Source organism: Faecalibacterium sp. AF27-11BH (genome assembly GCF_003603005.1).
GTDB classification, from domain to species: domain Bacteria; phylum Bacillota; class Clostridia; order Oscillospirales; family Ruminococcaceae; genus Faecalibacterium; species Faecalibacterium taiwanense.
In genome coordinates this window covers 166,851-186,324 of sequence record NZ_QVGS01000001.1, presented here as the reverse complement: position 1 = coordinate 186,324, position 19,474 = coordinate 166,851, and the positions used below count along the sequence as shown (strand labels likewise).

Below are 19,474 nucleotides of genomic sequence, written 5' to 3'. Positions count from 1 at the left end.
GCCGTTTTTTATACTGAATGATTTTGGGAGTATCCTATGGCATTTGTTGTTTTTAATCTGCTCGCGGCTGCGGCACTCATTGGCATCGATCAGGCCATCAAGCTGTGGGCCACAAATGTGCTGCAGCCGGTGGGAGCCATGCCGCTGATCCCCCATGTGGTGGAGCTGCGGTTCGTGCTCAACCCGGGCATGGCGTTCAGCCTGCTCAGCGGCAAGCAGCTGTTCCTCATCATCGCTACCAGCATAGCGCTGATCTTTGTGGCCTACGGGCTGTTCTTCCGCAGCCGCGGCAGATACCTGCAGCAGGCCGCACTGCTGCTGATCCTTGCCGGCGGCATCGGCAACCTGATCGACCGTGTGCTCAACGGCGAGGTGGTGGACTACATCAATCTGCTGTTCATGCAGTTTGCGGTGTTCAATTTTGCGGATATCTGCGTGTGTGTGGGCGTGGGCCTCTGGGTGCTGGTAATTTTTCTGGAAGAGCTGCACGCTGAGAACGGGCAGTCCCCGAAGGAGCAGTGAGCCATGGAACAGCGTGAATTTGTGGTGGAGCAGGAGACGGCAGGCCAGCGCATCGACCGCTTTCTGAGCGGCGAGGACACCGGCCTTTCCCGGTCTGCTCTGCAGGCGCTGGTGGCCGACGGTCATGTGTTGTGCAACGGCAGGCTGGTTGCCAAAAGCCTGAAGCTCAAGGCGGGCGACACCATCGTTTTGGAAATTCCGGACGCAAAGCCCATTGAGGCCGTGCCGCAGGACATCCCGCTGGAAATCGTCTATGAGGACGAGCATCTGCTGGTGGTCAACAAGCCCAAAGGCATGGTAGTGCACCCGGCTCCCGGCAACCCGGACGGCACGCTGGTGAACGCGCTGCTGTGGCACTGCAAGGGAAGCCTGTCCGGTATCGGCGGCGAGATTCGCCCCGGCATCGTGCACCGCATCGATAAGGACACCAGCGGACTGCTGGTGGTGGCAAAGGACGATGCAACGCACATCGGCCTTTCCCAGCAGATGGCGGTGCACAGTGTGGAGCGCGCGTATCGCACCATCGTGTACGGCGGCTTTGCACAAGATGAGGGCTTTGTGGAAAGCAATCTGGGCCGCAGCAAGACCGACCGCAAAAAGATGGCGGTCTACCCGGCCAGTGAGCCGCATACCAAATATGCCTATACCGGCTATCAGGTGCTGGAACGGTTGAACAACTTTACCATGCTGGAATGCCGCCTGAAGACCGGCCGCACCCATCAGATCCGCGCGCACATGGCATCCATCCAGCACCCGGTGGCGGGCGACCCGGTGTATGGCCCGCACAATTGCATCACCAGCCTGCACGGCCAGTGCCTGCACGCAAAAACGCTTGGCTTTGTGCACCCGATCACCGGCGAACATCTGCGGTTCGATTCGGAATTGCCGGAATACTTCACTCATTTTCTTGCAACGCTCAGGAGGGGAACGGTATGAACCATCTTTCTTCAACGCTCGTACTGTGTGATCTGGACCATCTGCTTTTGGGTGCCGACGGCAACCTGACGCAGGTGGTGCGGGATGTGCTGCAGCTGTTCGTCCGCCGCGGCGGACGTTTTACGGTGTTTTCCCAGCGCACGCCGCGGGCAGTGCGGTCCATTCTGGGCAGTGTGCGGCTCAGCGCTCCTGCGCTGGTGTGCGGCGGTGCCATGGCCTACCATTTTTCCGATGGCACCCGCCATCCGCTGTGCACCTTTGCCGGGCAGGATGCCGACCTGTTCGCCCGCCTGCCGGTGGCAGAGGGCGTGGGCATTGCCCTGCAGATGACCGACGGTACTACCCGCGTGCTGCGCATGAGCGAGGCATTGGAGCGTCATCTGCGGCAGGAATGGACCCCTTATCTGCTGGCAAACGCGGCAGACATCAAGGGGGAAGAAGTGCTGCGGGTGCTGCTGTATCAGGACAGCAAGGCAGTGCCCATGATCTCGCTGCTGGAAAAATCTCTGGGCGACCGCACAGCGGTGCTGCTGGGCGAGCGTGCCGCAGCGGATACGCTGATCCTGACCCCCAGAACCGTCTCTGGCCGTGAAATGCTGGATGCCGTGTGTATGCCGGTGGGCATCGACCCGGAAGATGTGCTGGTACTTGCCGGAGGGCTGCCTATGCTGGACATGGTGCGCGCTTCCAGCCAGAGCACCGCAGCTGCGGATGCCCCGGCTGAGCTGCGTCTTGCTGCCCAAAAGGTCACTTTGACCGATGCTGCGGCAGGTTCTGCAGTGGAAGTGCTGTACCGTATGGTGCGGGATGCTGAAAATTTGGCGTAAAATTTGTGCAAGACTTCTGCAAATTCTTTCGCAGAAGCCTTTCTTTTTGGAGGAAAGTCAGGTACAATGAGAGAAACGCATCTTCTGGCCCTGCAAAAGAAGGAAAAACTCTTTCTTGCGCTGTCGCTGGCGGCGGTGGTTTTGTGCACAGTGCTGGCCTTTGGCTTTGCCGTGCCGCTGCAGGCTGCCGAACCGCAGGTCCTGCCGGATACGACCGGGCTGGAACAGTATGTGCTGGTGGATCTGAACACTGCTGATCTCTCTGCGCTGTGCACACTGCCGGGCGTAGGGGAAAAGCGCGCACAGACGATTCTGGATTACCGGACGCAGAATGGCCCGTTTGAACGGGTAGAAGATGCAGCCAATGTTCCGGGCCTGACACAGACCATTGTGGATTCCTGGGCAGGAATGGCAACCGTGAGCTGAGCCGCAGCCGGCGGCCCGGCGCAGCAAAAAGGGGAATGATTATGAGTGACGATACCATTTTTATCAACCGGGAACTGAGCTGGCTGGATTTCAACCGGCGCGTTCTTGCGCTGGGCAAAGATAAAAATGTTCCGCTTGCAGAGCGGGTCAAATTTCTTGCGATCTACGGCTCCAATCTGGACGAGTTTTTTATGGTGCGCGTGGGTTCTCTGCAGGAGCGCGCCAATCTGGAACAGGAACAGGGCAAAAAGGTCAAGAGGGAAAACAAGACCAACATGTCCGCGGCGGAACAGCTGACTGCCATCATGCCCAAAACGGCACAGCTGCAGGAGGAGTGCGATAAATACTACGCAAAGGCGCTGGAAGCACTGGCGGAGTGCGGCTGGCGCAAGGTGGATCTTGACCACTTGTCCAAGGAGGACGAGCACTTCTGGAAGAAGTACTTCCAAACGGAGCTGTTCCCCATCCTCAGCCCGCAGATCGTGGATAACCGCCATCCGTTCCCATTCCTGCGCAATAAGGAGATTTACCTTGGCGTTCTGCTCAAGGAAAAACACCCGGCAGGGCAGAGCCTTGGCATCATTCCCATTTCCAGCCAGATGGAACGGATGCACGTTGTAAAAAAAGACGGCGAAACGCAGTTTGCACTTACCGAAGAGCTGGTGCTGCACTTTGCGGCCAGCATCTTTGGCAAAGAGACGATTCAGGAAAAATGTCTCTTCCGTGTTACCCGCAATGCGGATATCGACGTAAAAGAGGGCATGATGGATCATGATATCGACTACCGCGAGATCATGACCGAGTTGCTCAAGCGCCGCCGCAAGCTGGCTGCGGTGCGTCTGCAGATCACGCCTGCCCCGGCCCCGGAGGTAGAACGCCTGCTGTGCAACCGTCTGCTGCTCACCCATAAACGGGTGTTCGAGCAGAAAAGCCCGCTGGATCTGAGCTTTTTCTACAAGCTCACCGGCCGCATGGAAGCGGAGGGGCTGCCGGAACTGTTCTACCCGGCTGCACGGCCCATGCTGCCGCCGCCGGACTACGACCTTGCCGCTGAGGTGCAGAAGCACGATGTGCTGCTCAGCTACCCGTACCAGTCCATCCGGCCCTTCATTGCCATGCTCAAAAAGGCTGCCCATGATCCTGAGGTCATTTCCATCAAAATGACACTGTACCGTATGGCGCGGGAGTCCCAGATCGTGCAGGCGCTGATGGAAGCCGCTGAGAACGGCAAAGAGGTGGTGGCGCTGGTGGAGCTGCGCGCCCGCTTTGACGAGCAGAACAATATCGACTGGTCGAAGCAGCTGGAAAGCGCAGGCTGTACGGTCATTTATGGCTTTGATGATTACAAAGTGCACTCCAAGCTGACCCTTATCACCAAAAAGAGCAAAGAGGGCTACTCTTATATCACCCAGATCGGCACCGGCAACTACAACGAAAAGACCAGTGAGCTTTACACGGACTATTCCTTCATTACGGCAGACCATGGCATTGGCGAGGAAGCTTCCAATGTGTTCCAGAACCTTGCCGTGCAGAAGCTGACTGAGGAGAGCGACCGGATGCTGGTAGCACCGCTGCGCTTCAAGAGCGTATTGCTGGAAGAGATGGATCGTGTCATTGCCGCCGCCCACATGGGCCGTCCGGCATCCATAATCCTGAAAAACAATTCCATCAGCGACCGGGACATCATCCTCAAGCTGCAGGAAGCCAGCTGTGCCGGTGTGCGCATTGATATGATCGTGCGCGGCATCTGCTGCGTGCGCGCCGGCGTGCCCGGCAAGACGGAGAACCTGCATATCCGCAGCCTTGTGGGTCGTTATCTGGAGCATGGCCGCATTTACAGCTTCTTCGATGGTGCACATACCCGCATCTATATTGCATCCGGCGATTTCCTCACCCGCAACACCGAGTGCCGCGTGGAGGTGGGCGTGCGCGTGGAAGATCCCGTGCTGGTGCGGAAGCTTACCGACATTCTGCAGCTGCAGCTGCGGGATAACGTCAATGCCCGCGAGATGCGCCCGGACGGCAGCTACCAGAAGGTAAAGCCCGCTGAGGGCGAAGCACTGGTGAACGGCCAGATGGGCATGTATGAGCTGTTGAAAAATGACTGGACGCAGCCGGAGCCTTGGAGGCTTTCTGCCGCTGTGCAGGAAAAACAGCCTGAACCTTCTGCCGAAGCAGCAAAGCCAGAACCTGCGAAAACGGAAGCGGCTCCCGCTGCAAAACAGGCAGAAGCTTCTCACCCGGAATCTGCTGCGGCACCGGAAAGCGGCGACCGTTTTGACCAGCTGGAACAGATGGTCAATCATAAAAAGCGTACAGAGCCGCAGCCTGCCCCTGCAGCCAAGCCGATAAAGCCGGTGGTGGTGGAGACACCCGCCCCCAGAAGCCGCCTGAAACGGATTTTGGATTTTTTCAAGTTACGCAGATAATATTTGCAAGACCCGACAGAGCAAACCCTCTGCCGGGTCTTTTTGCGTGTTTGCCTGCATAAATAAAAAGCAAACGGAAGGCGGGAGGCAGAAGGTGCGGGCAAAGCGATGGGGACGAGCCGGGCACGGCAGGGAGCAGCCCAGATGGAGGGTGATTTTTCTGGCAGTTTTAGCCGGACTGCTGGTGTGCTTGGTGCTTCCGGTGCGGGCGCAGAAAAAAACGGGGAAGCTCTGTTTCCCGCTGGACACCACACAGTACCGTGTTTCGGACGGATACGGCTGGCGGCAGGATCCTTTTACCGGGGAAAGGACGTTCCATAAGGGCATTGATCTTGCCTGTGCAGAGGGAACAGAAGTGCTTGCTGCGGAAGGCGGTGCGGTGGTGCAGGCATACCGCAGCACAAGCTATGGCACCTGTCTGCGTGTTCTCCATACAGATGGCAGCGAGTCACTTTACGCCCATTTGCAGTACGCCTATGTCCGCCCGGGCGAGGTGGTGGAAGCAGGGCAGCTGCTGGGCGCAGCAGGGCGCAGCGGGCGCGCTACGGGAGCACACCTGCATTTTGAACTGTACCGGAAGGGAACAGCCTGTGACCCGGCGGATGCGCTGGGCCTTTCCTCATGAAGCTGCATGATTCCCGGCAGCTGGGGCCGCTGGTGTTCCGCGACCCGCTGCTTTTGTGTAGCGCACTGTATTTTCTGCTCTACTTTGATGCAAGCGGCTTTCTGCGGCTGGGGCTGCTGGCGGCGTTCCTGCACGAGTGCGGGCACATTCTGGTGTATTGTGTGTTTCTGCACCGCTTTCCGGTCATTGAGGTGACCATGACTGGCTTTTGTATGCGGATGGACGCTCCGGCCCGGGGCCTTTCACCGGGGCGGCTCTTCTGGCTGGCTGCTGCAGGCCCGGCGGTCAATTTCATGCTGGCAGGCATCTGGGCACTGCGGCTGGAACAGGAACTGACCATCCGCGGCAGTGCCTTCTGGGCGGCAAATCTGCTGACCGGGGGATTCAATCTGTTGCCCGTTCCACCGCTGGATGGGGCGCAGCTGGCATCCTGCCTGTGCGAAATGCGGCATGCAGGCAAAAAGTTTAAGGGAAATGATTGAAAAAACAGCTCATTTCGGGTACAATAAAATGACGTGTAAAAATGGACTGTTTATTGGAGGACTCGATGTTTGATCCAAAACTGAAAGAAGCACTGGGACGGGTACAGAAGCCTGGTCGTTATACCGGCGGAGAACCCGGCAGTGTATATAAGGACAAAGAAAAAGTGGATGTCCGCTTTGCGTTCTGCTTTCCGGACACCTATGAGGTAGGTATGTCCTTCCTCGGCGAAAAGATCCTGTATGAGCTGCTCAACAGCCACGAAAACTGGTGGTGCGAGCGTGCTTTTATGCCGTGGCTGGATATGAAGGCCGAGATGGAGCGTCTTGGTCTGCCGCTCTACACCATGGAGAGCAAGGATCCGCTCACCGCTTTTGATGCAGTGGGCTTCACCCTGCAGTACGAGCTTTCCTATACCAATATTCTGGCTATGCTGGATCTGGCGGGCATCCCGTTCTATTCCAAGGATCGCGATGAAAGCTGGCCGCTGATCGTGGCGGGTGGCCCCTGCGCCTGCAACGCGGAACCCATTGCGGACTTTTTTGATGTGGTCCAGCTGGGTGAGGGCGAAAACCAGCTGCCCGGCATCTGCGCCGAGATCGAAAAGGCCAAGAAGGAGGGCGGCGTTTCCAAAAAGGAACTGCTGCTGCGCATTGCAAAGATCCCCGGCGTCTATATCCCGGCGTTCTACGATGTGGAGTATTACGAAGATGGCCGGGTCAAGGCCATCAACCCCAATGAGCCGGGCATCCCGGCGCGCATCACCAAGGCGATCATCAAGGACCTGAACGAGTTTGCCCCGCCCACGAATTTCGTGGTGCCCATGGTGGGTGCCATTCAGGACCGCGCCAGCATCGAGGTGCTGCGCGGCTGTGTGCGTGGCTGCCGTTTCTGTCAGGCGGGCTTTCTGTACCGCCCCATGCGCCAGCGTGACGCGGGCCTTCTGAACAGGGCGGCGCAGGAGCTGTGCGCCAACACCGGCTATGAGGAGCTGAGCCTTTCCAGCCTGTCTACCTCTGACCACGGCCAGCTGGAAGAGCTGCTGGACGATCTGAACGAGTGGGCACCCAAGGAGCATGTGAGTCTGTCGCTGCCTTCGCTGCGCGTGGACAACTTTTCCCAGAGCCTCATTGAAAAGACCACCAAGGTGCGCAAGAGCGGCCTGACCTTCGCCGCCGAAGCCGGCACCCAGCGCCTGCGCAACGTCATCAACAAGAATGTCACATGGGATGAGATCGAAAAGACCTGCACCATTGCATTCAACGCGGGCTATACCTCGGTCAAGCTCTACTTCATGATGGGCCTGCCCACCGAGACCATGGAGGACATTGAGGGCATCGCAGAGACGGCGCAGAAGGTGGTAGACCTCTATTATTCGCTGCCCAAGCGCGGCAAGGGCAAGGGTGTACAGGTGACCATCAGCTGTGCCTGCTTTGTGCCCAAGCCCCATACGCCGTTTGAGTTCGTGCCCATGGACACTGAAGAAATGCTGCGCGCCAAGCAGAAGCACCTGCTGGAAAGTGTGCGCAGCCGCAAGATCAAGGTCAACTACCACGACAGCACCACCAGCTTTCTGGAGGGCGTGTTTGCCAAGGGCGACCGCCGCCTTGCCCCGGTCATTGTGGAAGCCTACAAGCGCGGCTGCTACTTCGACGGCTGGGAGGAGTGCTTCAAGTACGACACATGGCTGCAGACCTTTGCTGATCTGGGCATCGACCCGGCATTTTACTGTCAGCGCCCCATTGGTCTGGACGAAGTGACGCCCTGGTCCCACATGGATTACGGCGTCACCCACGAATATCTGGTACGGGAGTACAAAAAAGCCCTTGCCGCCCAGACTACCCAGCCCTGCAACCGTGCCTGCCACGGCTGCGGTGCAAATCACCTGTTAGGAGGTCCCTGCTTTGATTACAGTAAGAATCTCGTTTGAGAAAAAGAATGAGGCCTCCTACATCTCCCTGCTGGACCTGCAGCGGGTGATGCAGCGGGTGCTCAAGCGCAGCGGCCTGCCGGTGTGGCATACGCTGGGCTTCAACCCCCATATCTACATGACCTTTGCCTGCCCGCTTTCTCTGGGGCAGGAGAGCGAGTGCGAGTGCGTGGACGTCAAGACCGAAGCGGAAGCCCCGGATTTTGAGCAGTGGAAAGCGGCCCTCAATGCCATCATGCCCGCAGGCATCGTGATCACGCACGTTGGCCCGGTGCAGATGAAGGCGGACCTCATTGCCTACGCATGCTATCGCATCACCTACCCGGCGGCAGCGGCTGCGGCGCTGGATCAGTACAACGCGCTGGAAAGCGCCCCGGTGGAAAAGCACGGCAAAAAGGGCAACAAGGTCATTGAGCTGAAGGAACATCTGCCCAAGGTGGAGTACACCACGGAGGGGGACAGCCTGCACATTGATCTGTGCCTGCCCGCTGCGCAGGAACTGAACCTGAACCCCTCGCTGCTGACCGGCTTTCTGGAAGAAAAATTCGGCCTGCCTGCCGTCAGCGCCAACATCCTGCGCAAAAAGTTTTTGACGGCAGATAAGCAGCTGTTTGTCTGATCGGAGCGTGAAAGACCGTCTGTTGGGCAAAACAGAAAATTTTTGCATTTGTTTTGGTCAGAACGCTTGCATTTACGCAGGTTTTGTGATATCCTATTTAGGCGTTAGTGTCCGCTGAGACCACAGCGGGGTTAATGACAATATCATTAAACGGGCGGTCCTCTGACGGCAAAGTGCCGTGTATGAACGTCTAAAAACAAATGGAGGATTCAAAAATGGACGCACTGAAGATTATTTCTGAAGGCAGCATCAAGGCTGAAAAGCCCCAGTTCAACGTTGGCGATACCGTCCGCGTTGATGTTCGTATCAAGGAAGGCGACCGTGAGCGCATTCAGGCCTTTGAGGGCACTGTGATCGCAAAGAAGCACGGCGGCGTTGCTGAGACCTTCACCGTTCGCCGCGTTGCTTACGGTGTTGGCATCGAGCGTGTCTTCCCCATCAACAGCCCCTTCGTTGAGAAGGTCACCGTTGTCCGCAAGGGCAAGGTCCGCCGCGCAAAGCTGTTCTACCTGCGTGGTCGTACGGGCAAGGCTGCCAAGGTCAAGAGCGATATTTGATCATCCCCGATTTGAAACGGGAGAAAAGGGACAACCTTGTTGTCCCTTTTTTCTTTATCAAAATTTCGGAAAAAATGCGGCTTTTTGCAGGCACCGTTCTTGCGAAGAGCCTGTCGGCTGCGGTATAATCGGGTCAGCAGTGTAAAACCAGAAGGTGAGGTGTACCGGATATGGAAAAACAGGAACAGGCAAAGCCCGTGCGTGGGCAGAACCTGCTGGAATGGTACGAGGCATTGATCTCGGCAGCGCTGGTGCTGGTGCTGATCTTTTCGTTTTTCTTCCGCATCATTCAGGTGGACGGCAGCTCCATGGTGCCCACACTGGTGAACGGTGATAAGCTCATCGTGTGGGGAGCAGGCTATACACCGCAGCGTGGTGACGTGGTCATTGTGGACAGTTATACCTCCTACGGTAAACCGCTGGTCAAGCGTGTCATCGCCAAAGGCGGCGATACGGTCTCCATCGATTATGCGACCGGCACCGTGGCAGTGAACGGTGAGGTCTTGCAGGAGGACTACATTGCAGAGCCAACCTATCTTGGCTACGATGTACAGTTCCCGTACACAGTGCCGGAGGGCACGGTGTTCGTGATGGGTGATAACCGCAACCAGTCGCTGGACAGCCGCTCCACCTATGTGGGCTGCATTGACGAACGGGACATTCTGGGCAGGGTGCTTTTGTGCTTTATGCCCTTTACAGATTTTGGGGTGGTAAAATGAACGAAATGGATACCCGCTTTGCAAACCAGTACAATATTCAGTGGTTCCCGGGCCACATGACCAAGACTCTGCGCATGATGGAGCAGGAGATCCAGCACGTGGATGCCAGCCTTGTGCTGCTGGATGCCCGCATCCCGCTTTCCAGCCTGAACCCGGAGATCGAGCGCATCACGGCCCGCAAGCCGAAACTATACGCGCTGAACAAGGCTGATCTGGCAGACCCGGCTGTAACGGAAGAATGGATCAAGTATTTCCGTGCGGCAGATGCCGGCTGTGTGGCCATCAGCGCCAAGCAGAAGGGCGGTGCCAATGCGGTAAAGGCTGCCATTGAAAAAGAACTGGCGGGCCTGCTGGAACGCCGCCAGAACCGCGGCATGGGCGGTGCCAAAACACAGGTGATGCTGTGCGGCATCCCCAATGTGGGCAAATCCACTTTCATCAACACCTTTGCAGGCTCTGCCCGCGCCAAGGCGGCAGACCGCCCGGGCGTAACCAAGGGCAAACAGTGGGTCAGCACCGACAAATTTGATTTGCTGGATATGCCCGGCGTACTGTGGAAGAAGTTCGACTCCAAGACCATTGCGTCCAATCTGGCCTTTATCGGCTCCATCAAGGATGATATTCTGGATGTGGAAGAGCTGGCCATGAACCTGCTGGACGAAGTGCGCCGCAACTACCCCGACCTTGTGGCCCAGCGCTACAAGCTGGATGCCGAAACGCTGGCCCTGCCGCCCTACGAGCTGATGGAAGCCATCGGCCGCAAGCGCGGTCTGCTGGTGCGCGGCGGCGAGGTGAACACCGAGCGCTGCGCCATTATGCTGGTGGACGAGTTCCGCGCCTGCAAGTGGGGCCGCATCTCGCTGGAGCGTCCGCCGCAGCGGGATGATCTGGCTGATTTTGCCGAGGAGGATGACGAATGAAGCGCCGTTCCGACGAGGAAATCTCGGCTCCGCTGTATGAATACGATGCCGCTGTACGCAGTCAGTATGGCTGCTTTGCAGGCGTGGACGAAGCCGGACGCGGCCCTCTGTGTGGCCCGGTGTGCGTAGCGGCCTGTATTCTGGACCCGGAGAATCCGGTCTTTGGCATCAACGACTCCAAAAAGCTTACCGAGAAAAAGCGGGAAGCTCTGTTTGATGAGATCATTGAAAAGGCGTTGGCCTACAAAATTGTTTTTGTGGGGCCGGAGATCATTGACCGGGACAACATCCTCAACGCCACCATGGGCGGCATGAAGCAGGCTGTGGAAGAGCTGGACATCGTGCCGAACCTTGTTCTCGTGGATGGGAACCGCACCCCGGCAGGGCTGCTGGTCCCGGCACAGCCGGTGGTCAAGGGCGATGCCACCAGTGCCAGCATCGGCGCAGCATCCGTCCTTGCCAAGGTCAGCCGTGACCGCTATATGCTGGAACTGGACAGACAGTATCCGCAGTATCAGCTGGCAAAGCACAAGGGCTACCCGACCAAGCTCCACTATGAGCTGATCGCCCAGTACGGCATCCAGCCGTTCTACCGCCGCAGCTTCCTCAAAAAGCAGGGCTACTGGCCGGAGAACGGAAAGTGAACCGCGCCGAGACAGGGCGCAGGGGAGAAGCAGCTGCGGCCCGCTGGTATCAGAAGCAGGGCTGCAGGCTGCTGGCACACAACTTCCACACCCGGATGGGGGAGCTGGATGTTGTGGTGCAGGAGCCGGATGGGACCATTGTCATCTGTGAGGTCAAGACCCGTGCGGAAGGCTCTCTGGCCAGCCCGGCAGAAGCGGTGGACCGGCCCAAACAGCGCCGCCTGATCCGTGCAGCACAGTGTTATCTGCAGCAGAACGGCCTGAGCGATGCGCCGGTGCGATTTGACGTGGCAGAAGTGTTCCCTCTTGACAGCGGGCGCTGGATGGTACATATTATAAGGGGCGCTTTTCTCACGTAAAGCAACGGCCCCGGTGGGAAAATGTACAGGCAGAGGGCTTCTCTGCCACAGCAGAAGAGCGTGCTTTGCACGTTCTACGGCGAAAAAGGAGCGACAACAATGCAGTTTTTTAGTACCAGAGACCAAAACCGCAAAGTGACTTCCTCGGAAGCAATCGCACAGGGCCTGTCCAACGAGGGCGGTCTGTTTGTACCGGAAAGCTTTCCGCAGGTGGATGTGAAGGCACTGTGCGAGCTGGACTACCCGGCCATGGCAGCTGCCGTCATCAAAGAATATCTGACCGACTACTCGCAGGATTTCCTGACCGAAGCTGCCCACAAGACCTACGGAGAGGCCTTTGGCGGCAAGGCAGGCTATCTTGCCCCGGTGGAAGGGGACACCTATGCCTTAGAGCTGTGGCATGGTCCTACCTGTGCATTCAAGGATTATGCTCTGCAGCTGATGCCGAAGCTTCTGGTGGAAGCCAAAAAGAATCTGGGCCGCACGGAAAAGACCCTGATCCTTGTGGCGACCAGCGGCGATACCGGCAAGGCAGCTCTGGACGGCTACCATGATATCCCGGGCGTGGAGATCGCAGTGTTCTATCCCACGGGCGGCACCAGCGAGATCCAGCGCCTGCAGATGGCAACGCAGGAGGGTGCCAACGTGGCAGTGTACGCTGTGCGCGGCAACTTTGATGATGCACAGACCGGTGTGAAGAAGGTCTTTGGTGACACTGCCATTGCAGCAGAGCTTGCCAAGCGGAACATCCGCCTGTCCAGCGCCAACTCCATCAACTGGGGCCGTCTGGTGCCGCAGATCGTCTATTACTTTGCCGCCTATGCCCAGCTGCTCAAGGCGGGCAGGATCACCTTCGGCGATGAAGTGGACTTCTGCGTACCCACCGGCAACTTCGGCGACATTCTGGCAGGCTACTATGCAAAGTGCATGGGCCTGCCCGTGGGCAAGCTGGTCTGCGCTTCCAACGAGAACAACGTGCTGACCGATTTCCTCACCACCGGCACCTACGCCGCAAAGCGGGAGTTCTTCAAGACCACCTCGCCCAGCATGGACATTCTCGTGTCCTCGAACCTCGAGCGCCTTCTGTGCCATGTCACCGGCAGTGATGCCGAGGTGGCGGGCCTGATGAAGAGCCTTGCCGAGACTGGCAGCTATACTGTGCGTCCGGAGACGCTGGCTGCCATTCAGGAGAACTTCTCCTGCGGCTGGAGCAGTGAGGAAGAAGTGGCAGGGGAGATCCGTGTCCGCTACGAGAAGGACAATTACCTGTGTGATACCCACACCGCTGTTGCGTTCCATGTGGCAGCGCAGAAAAAGCGCGAGGGCGTGCCCATGGTGGTGCTGTCCACCGCGTCTCCCTTCAAGTTCCCGCGCAGTGTGCTGGAAGCACTGGGCCGCACCGCCCCGGAAAATGATTTTGAAGCAATGCAGCAGCTGGAAGCAGCTACCGCGCATACCGCACCGGCAAGCCTTGCCGCGCTGCGCCAGAAGCCGGAGCGCTTTAACACCGTGATCGATCCTGCGCAGATCGCCGAGGTGGCGCTGGGCTATCAGGAATAACACATCCTGCTGCATTTAGAACAGGAGAAAAAACATGGCACTTTTTGTGCTTGGCGATACCCACCTTTCTCTGGGCGCTTCCAAGCCGATGGATATTTTTCCCGGCTGGAATGATTATGTGGAGCGCCTTGAGAAAAACTGGCGCAAGCTCATCAAACCAGAGGATACCATTGTATTGGCGGGCGATATCAGCTGGGCCATGCGCCTGACCGATACCCGTAAGGATTTTGAATTTCTGCAGAGCCTGCCCGGGCAGAAGATCATCATGAAGGGCAACCACGATTACTGGTGGTCTACCGTGAACAAGATGAATGCCTACCTCAAAGCAGAAGGCTTTGATACCCTGCACATTCTGCACAACAACTCCTACAGTGTAGAGGGGTATGCACTGTGCGGTACCCGCGGCTGGCTGTTTGATGCAGGCGAGGCCCACGACGAAAAGGTGATGAACCGCGAGATCGGACGGCTGCGCATGAGTCTGGATGCCGCCGAACCCGGTCTGGAAAAGCTGGTGTTCCTGCACTATCCGCCGGTGTATACCGGCACCAGTGCGCCGGAGATCGTGGCCACCTTAAAGGAATACAGCATCAGGACCTGCTACTATGGCCATCTGCACGGCAATGCCATCCGCTATGCGGTGCAGGGTGATGTGGATGGCATCCACTACAAGCTGGTCAGTGCCGATGGGCTGCGTTTTTGCCCGTACCGCATCAATTGAACCGTTAAAACCAATAAAAATTAACAATTTGGGCTGGCAATTGTGTCAGGAGCGTGCTATAATAGTTTTTGACGCGATTGTTGCACCCAATTGAGCGCGCGCGTCCCCGCATATTGCAAAAGCAAGTTCATCCAGGACGCAGTGCGCGGTTGCAAAGGGCAAAAACTTCCTGCCCTGCGCAATAGAATTTTTGAGTGGAGGAAAAACAAATGAATTTCATCAAGTGTGAAAAGCTCGAGAAGAGCATGGCAGAACTGCAGTTCTCCATCGACGCAGAGGCTTTCAAGAAGGCTGTTGCCGATGTTTTCAAGAAGGAAGGCAAGAAGTACGCTGTTCCCGGCTTCCGTAAGGGCAAGGCTCCCCGCGCTCTGATCGAGAAGATGTACGGCGCTGATGTCTTTACCTATGATGCCATCAATGAGCTGTTCCCCGAGGCTTTCGAGGCTGCTGTTAAGGAAGCTGGCGTTGAGCCGGTCGGTCGTCCGGAGGTCACTGTTGACTCTGCTGATGAGACCAACGGTGTCACCCTGACCGTCAAGGTCGCTGTCAAGCCCGAAGTCAAAGTTGGCAGCTACAATGGTCTGACAGTTGAAAAGACTGTCCATACTGTTTCTGACGAGGCTGTTGAAGCTGAGCTGAAGCGTGTGCAGGAGCGCAATGCCCGTGAGCTGACCCGTGAGGGCGCTGCTGAGAACGGCGACATCGCTGATATCGACTTCGAGGGCTTCGTCGATGGCGTGGCTTTCGAGGGCGGCAAGGCTGAGCACTACAGCCTGACTCTGGGCAGCGGCAGCTTCATCCCCGGCTTTGAGGATCAGATCGTGGGCCACTCCGCTGGCGAAGAGTTCGACGTGAACGTTACCTTCCCCACCGAGTATCAGGCTGCCGAACTGGCTGGCAAGGCTGCTGTGTTCAAGATCAAGCTGCACGAAGTGAAGTACAAGGAGCTGCCTGCTCTGGATGACGAGCTGGCTAAGGATTGCTCTGAGTACGACACTCTGGACGAGTTCAAGGCTTCCATCCGCAAGAACAATCAGGAGCAGCTGGACAAGCAGGACGATCTGGCTGTTGAGAACGCTCTGGTGGATCAGGTCATCGAGAGCATGGAGGGTGAGATCCCCCAGGCAATGTATGATGCCCGCATGGACGAGATGGTCAACGACTTTGCATTCCGCGTGGAGCAGCAGGGCCTGCGCCTCGAGGACTACCTGAAGTATATGGGCCAGACTATGGAGCAGTTCCGCGCTTCCTTCATGCCGCAGGCTGAGAAGCAGGTCAAGATCCGTCTGGCTCTGGAGGCTGTTGCTGCTGCTGAGAACATCGAGGCTTCCGAGGAGGAAGTTTCCGCTGAGATCAAGCGCATTGCTGACCAGTACAAGATGGAAGAGGACAAGGTTCGTGAGCTGGTCAATGTTGACGACCTGAAGAAGGATCTGGCCATCAACAAGGCCATCGACTTCATCAAGAGCCACGCAAACATCGTGGAGAAGGCTGCTGAGGAAGAGAAGGCTGCAGACGCTGAGTAATCAGCTCCTGTGTTCCTTTGAAGCGGGCAGTATGCTGCACGGTTTCAATCAAAGGTTGTAAAAATTGACCGATACGGCAGAACCGGCAGGGAAACCGTATCGGTCAATTTTGCAAATACTATATTCCATTTCAGGAGGCGAACTTTATGAGTTTTGTTCCTTACGTTGTGGAACAGTCGTCCCATGGCGAGCGTTCCTATGATATTTTCTCCCGTCTTTTGAACGATCGCATCATCGTTCTGAGCGAGGATGTCAACGATACCTCCGCCAGCCTTGTTGTGGCACAGCTGCTGTATCTGGAAGGGCAGGACCCGGACAAGGACATCAGCCTGTATATCAACAGCCCCGGCGGCTCCATCAGCGCCGGCATGGCCATCCACGATACCATGCAGTATATCAAGTGCGATGTTTCCACCATCTGCATGGGCATGGCAGCTTCCATGGGTGCCTTCCTGCTGGCAAGCGGCACCAAGGGGAAGCGTTTTGCACTGCCCAACTCGGAAATTCTGATCCATCAGCCGCTGATCGGCGGGCAGGGCGGCGGCCTTTCCGGCCAGACCACCGATATCAAGATCCATGCCGAGCACATGGTGTATATCCGCGATAAGATGAACCGCATGCTCAGCGAGTATACCGGCCAGCCGCTGGAAAAGATCCAGCTGGATACCGAGCGCGACAACTATATGTCCGCACTGCAGGCAAAGGAATACGGCCTGATCGATGAGGTCATTGCCCACCGCTGAGCCGCCGACATTTAATTTACCCAGGATAAGGAAAAACAGCTATGGCAAATAACAATTCCGGCAGAGACAAAAACGAAAAGGATCTGGTCTGCAGCTTCTGCGGAAAGCATCAGGACGAAGTGGAGCGTATGATCATCGGCCCCGGTGTCAATATCTGCAGCGAATGCATCGGCCTGTGCCACGACCTGCTTTCCGACAAGCCGGATCAGCCCAAAAGCGCCCGACCGGCCCGCGGTGCAAACCGTGCACACATCCAGCCTGCGGACAATCTGGATATCAACATCCTGACCCCGGCCGAGATCAAGGAAGGTCTGGATCAGTACGTGATCGGTCAGGACGAGGCAAAGCGTGTGCTGGCCGTCTCGGTCTACAACCACTACAAGCGCATCCTCAGCGGCAAGGGCAGCGATGTGGAGCTGCAGAAGTCCAACGTGCTGCTGCTGGGTCCTTCCGGCGTGGGCAAGACCCTGCTGGCACAGACTCTGGCAAAAATGCTGGGCGTTCCCTTCGCCATTGCCGATGCCACCACCCTGACCGAAGCCGGTTATGTGGGCGAGGATGTGGAGAACATTCTGCTCAAGTTGATCCAAGCAGCGGATTTTGATGTGCAGAAGGCACAGATCGGTATTATCTATATCGACGAGATCGACAAGATCACCCGCAAGAGTGAGAACCCCTCCATCACCCGCGATGTGGGCGGTGAGGGCGTGCAGCAGGCCCTGCTGAAGATTTTGGAGGGCACTGTGAGCAATGTTCCTCCGCAGGGCGGCCGCAAGCACCCGCAGCAGGAGTTCATCCAGATCGACACCACCAACATCCTGTTCATCTGCGGCGGTGCATTTGATGGCTTGGATAAGTATATCCTGCGCCGCACCGATAAGTCCGCACTGGGCTTCGGCAGCAGCCTGAAGGATAATTCCAGCGAAGCGGAGAAGGCTCTGCTGCGCAAGGTGGAACCCCACGATCTGGTCAAGTTCGGCCTGATCCCGGAACTGATCGGCCGTCTGCCGGTCATTACCGTGCTGGACGATCTGGACGAGGACGCTCTGGTTCGCGTACTCAAGGAGCCGCGCAACAGCCTTGTGAAGCAGTATAAGGTACTTCTGAGCATGGATAATGTGGAACTGAACTTCACTGATGAAGCGCTCCACGCCATTGCCCGCAAGACGATCGAGCGCAAGACCGGTGCCCGCGGCCTGCGCAGCGTGATGGAAAGCATTCTGCTGCCCATCATGTACGAGGTGCCCACCGATGCTACCATCATCCGCGTAACTGTGGATGAAGATACCGTGGAAGGCGGCGAAGCACATCTGGAATACGGCGCGGTGCGCAAGCGCTATAAAAATCAGGCCGCTCTGAGCTGACGCTTTTAGCGTACAGCAGGGGAGCAAAGACCCGGCATTCAAGCTCTGTTTCAAAAGCTTTTTGCTTTTGGCAGAGCTTTTTGCTTTATTATTCTTGTTTCCGAGGGCAAAATGTACTATAATATTAAGGTCTGGAATGGCATGGGGAACGCTCCCTGGCAGGAATGCTCCGCAAAATGCCGCTCTGGCGCTATGGGTAACAGGAAGTACGATAAAGGAGTGTGTTTCTAATGGCAAATTATCTTGCAATGAATCGTGATGAACTCACTGCCGAAAAGGCAGCGCTTGAAGCAAAGTACAAGGAATTTCAGGCCAAGGGCCTCAAGCTGAATATGGCCCGCGGCAAGCCCGGCCCTCACCAGATGGATCTGGCCATGGACCTGCTGAAGATGAACGATTACACCACCGATGCTGGCACGGATGCCCGCAACTATGGCGAGCTGGAAGGCCTGCAGGAGGCCCGCGTGCTGTTTGCGGATGTCTTTGGCGTAAAGCCGGAGGAAGTGTTCGTGGGCGGCAACTCCAGCCTGCAGCTGATGTATAACCTCGTCAATATCGGCTATGTGTTCGGTTTCCCGGAGTCTCCGTGCCCCTGGTCTCAGGTGGAGAAGCGCAAGTTCCTCTGCCCGGTGCCCGGCTATGACCGTCACTTTGCTATTACCGAGGAGTTTGGCTTTGAGCTGATCAGCGTGCCTATGACCCCCAATGGCCCGGATATGGACATTGTGGAAAAGCTGGTGGCCGAGGATCCTGACATCAAGGGCATCTGGTGTGTGCCGCAGTATTCCAACCCCGATGGCTACACCTACAGCGATGAGACCATCGAGCGTTTTGCCAAGATGAAGACCGCTGCGCCTGATTTCAAGATCTTCTGGGATGAAGCCTATATCGTCCATCACCTGACCGATGAGATCATCGAGACTCCGGTGCTGCTGAACGAGAGCAAAAAGTACGGCAACGAAAACCGTGTGTTCATGTTCACTTCCACCAGCAAGATCACCTTCCCGGGCGCAGGTGTCTCTGCCATTGCCTGCAGCGAGAGCAGCATGAAGTATATCTGCAAGCGCTTCTCGGTCATGATCATCAGCTACGACAAGATGAACCAGCTGCGCCACGTCCGCTTCCTGAAGAACAAGGAAGGTGTGCTGGCCCACATGGCAAAGCACCGTCGTCGTCTGGTGCCCTGCTTTGATGCCGTCAAGACCGCGTTCAAGAACAACCTCATCCCCTGCGGGGATATTGCCCACTGGACGGACCCCAAGGGCGGCTACTTCATCAGCCTGTATGTGATGCCCGGCTGTGCAAAGCGCGTGGCGGGTCTGTGCAAGGATGCGGGCCTGACCCTGACCGGTGCCGGTTCTGCATATCCCTATCACAAGGATCCCGAGGATTCTCACCTGCGCATTGCGCCCACCTATCCCAGTCTGGACGAGGTGGAAACCGCTTCCGAACTGCTGTGCATCTGTGTGCGTCTGGCTGTGGCAGAAAAACTGCTGGCTGACAAGGCAGACTAACATTTTTTGATTTTATCTCCTCTGTGCGGCCCGTCTGGGCCGTCAGGGGAGTTTTG

20 protein-coding genes are annotated in these 19,474 nt (G+C 57.1%); all 20 read left to right on the top strand.

The genetic code is table 11. The annotated features are described in order from the left end of the window. Positions 1-36 precede the first annotated feature (36 nt). The 20 genes from lspA (at position 37) to DWY76_RS00820 (ending at position 19,418) form a co-directional block, all read left to right on the top strand. Entirely contained in the window at positions 37-522 is a 486-nt protein-coding gene (gene lspA, locus DWY76_RS00915) for a signal peptidase II (protein WP_097775649.1), read from the top strand. Positions 523-525: 3 nt separating this feature from the next. Continuing rightward, on the top strand, positions 526-1,458 hold the full coding sequence (locus DWY76_RS00910) for an RluA family pseudouridine synthase (protein WP_120079344.1): 933 nt from the start codon (positions 526-528) through the stop codon (positions 1,456-1,458). Next, positions 1,455-2,285, top strand: a complete 831-nt coding sequence (locus DWY76_RS00905; protein WP_120079342.1) for an HAD hydrolase family protein — start codon at positions 1,455-1,457, stop codon at positions 2,283-2,285. The genes DWY76_RS00910 and DWY76_RS00905 overlap by 4 nt, the downstream gene beginning before the upstream one ends. Positions 2,286-2,351: 66 nt before the next feature. Continuing rightward, positions 2,352-2,711 carry a helix-hairpin-helix domain-containing protein gene (locus DWY76_RS00900; protein WP_120079340.1) on the top strand — a complete coding sequence of 120 codons (360 nt, stop codon included), beginning with the start codon at positions 2,352-2,354 and terminating at the stop codon, positions 2,709-2,711. 41 nt (positions 2,712-2,752) lie between these two features. Then, entirely contained in the window at positions 2,753-5,140 is a 2,388-nt protein-coding gene (gene ppk1 / locus DWY76_RS00895) for a polyphosphate kinase 1 (RefSeq protein ID WP_243111872.1), read from the top strand. A gap of 94 nt (positions 5,141-5,234) precedes the next feature. Then, complete coding sequence (locus DWY76_RS00890; protein ID WP_120079336.1) at positions 5,235-5,765, top strand: M23 family metallopeptidase; 531 nt, start codon at positions 5,235-5,237, stop codon at positions 5,763-5,765. After that, entirely contained in the window at positions 5,762-6,247 is a 486-nt protein-coding gene (locus DWY76_RS00885) for a peptidase (RefSeq protein ID WP_120079334.1), read from the top strand. Before DWY76_RS00890 ends, DWY76_RS00885 begins: the two co-directional genes overlap by 4 nt. 65 nt (positions 6,248-6,312) lie before the next feature. After that, positions 6,313-8,175, top strand: a complete 1,863-nt coding sequence (locus DWY76_RS00880) for a TIGR03960 family B12-binding radical SAM protein (protein WP_120079332.1) — start codon at positions 6,313-6,315, stop codon at positions 8,173-8,175. Beyond that, the gene (locus DWY76_RS00875; RefSeq protein ID WP_120079330.1) at positions 8,150-8,794 is read left to right on the top strand and encodes a TIGR03936 family radical SAM-associated protein; all 645 of its coding nucleotides are present in this window, start codon (positions 8,150-8,152) and stop codon (positions 8,792-8,794) included. Before DWY76_RS00880 ends, DWY76_RS00875 begins: the two co-directional genes overlap by 26 nt. Before the next feature lie 215 nt (positions 8,795-9,009). Beyond that, a complete protein-coding gene (gene rplS / locus DWY76_RS00870; RefSeq protein WP_022257134.1) occupies positions 9,010-9,351 on the top strand; it encodes a 50S ribosomal protein L19 in 342 nt (113 codons plus the stop codon). Between the two features lie 170 nt (positions 9,352-9,521). Further along, complete coding sequence (gene lepB / locus DWY76_RS00865; protein WP_120079328.1) at positions 9,522-10,070, top strand: signal peptidase I; 549 nt, start codon at positions 9,522-9,524, stop codon at positions 10,068-10,070. Then, positions 10,067-10,990, top strand: a complete 924-nt coding sequence (gene ylqF / locus DWY76_RS00860) for a ribosome biogenesis GTPase YlqF (RefSeq protein ID WP_005941918.1) — start codon at positions 10,067-10,069, stop codon at positions 10,988-10,990. The genes lepB and ylqF overlap by 4 nt, the downstream gene beginning before the upstream one ends. Further along, positions 10,987-11,634, top strand: coding sequence for a ribonuclease HII (locus DWY76_RS00855; RefSeq protein ID WP_097777741.1), 648 nt, complete (start codon positions 10,987-10,989; stop codon positions 11,632-11,634). Before ylqF ends, DWY76_RS00855 begins: the two co-directional genes overlap by 4 nt. Further along, positions 11,631-11,993 (top strand): YraN family protein, encoded by a 363-nt coding sequence (locus DWY76_RS00850; RefSeq protein ID WP_120079326.1) that lies wholly within the window; start codon positions 11,631-11,633, stop codon positions 11,991-11,993. The genes DWY76_RS00855 and DWY76_RS00850 overlap by 4 nt, the downstream gene beginning before the upstream one ends. Positions 11,994-12,092: 99 nt before the next feature. After that, a complete protein-coding gene (gene thrC / locus DWY76_RS00845; protein WP_120079324.1) occupies positions 12,093-13,553 on the top strand; it encodes a threonine synthase in 1,461 nt (486 codons plus the stop codon). A gap of 34 nt (positions 13,554-13,587) precedes the next feature. Then, the gene (locus DWY76_RS00840; RefSeq protein ID WP_005941928.1) at positions 13,588-14,271 is read left to right on the top strand and encodes a metallophosphoesterase; all 684 of its coding nucleotides are present in this window, start codon (positions 13,588-13,590) and stop codon (positions 14,269-14,271) included. A gap of 209 nt (positions 14,272-14,480) precedes the next feature. Beyond that, positions 14,481-15,797, top strand: a complete 1,317-nt coding sequence (gene tig, locus DWY76_RS00835) for a trigger factor (RefSeq protein ID WP_118527348.1) — start codon at positions 14,481-14,483, stop codon at positions 15,795-15,797. A gap of 146 nt (positions 15,798-15,943) precedes the next feature. Continuing rightward, a complete protein-coding gene (gene clpP, locus DWY76_RS00830; RefSeq protein ID WP_005941935.1) occupies positions 15,944-16,540 on the top strand; it encodes an ATP-dependent Clp endopeptidase proteolytic subunit ClpP in 597 nt (198 codons plus the stop codon). A 41-nt stretch (positions 16,541-16,581) separates the two neighbouring features. Further along, positions 16,582-17,904: an ATP-dependent Clp protease ATP-binding subunit ClpX gene (clpX, locus tag DWY76_RS00825; RefSeq protein ID WP_120079323.1), complete on the top strand. Its 1,323-nt coding sequence runs from the start codon at positions 16,582-16,584 to the stop codon at positions 17,902-17,904. A 230-nt stretch (positions 17,905-18,134) separates the two neighbouring features. Further along, entirely contained in the window at positions 18,135-19,418 is a 1,284-nt protein-coding gene (locus tag DWY76_RS00820; protein WP_005941939.1) for an aminotransferase, read from the top strand. The last annotated feature ends 56 nt before the right edge of the window (positions 19,419-19,474 follow it).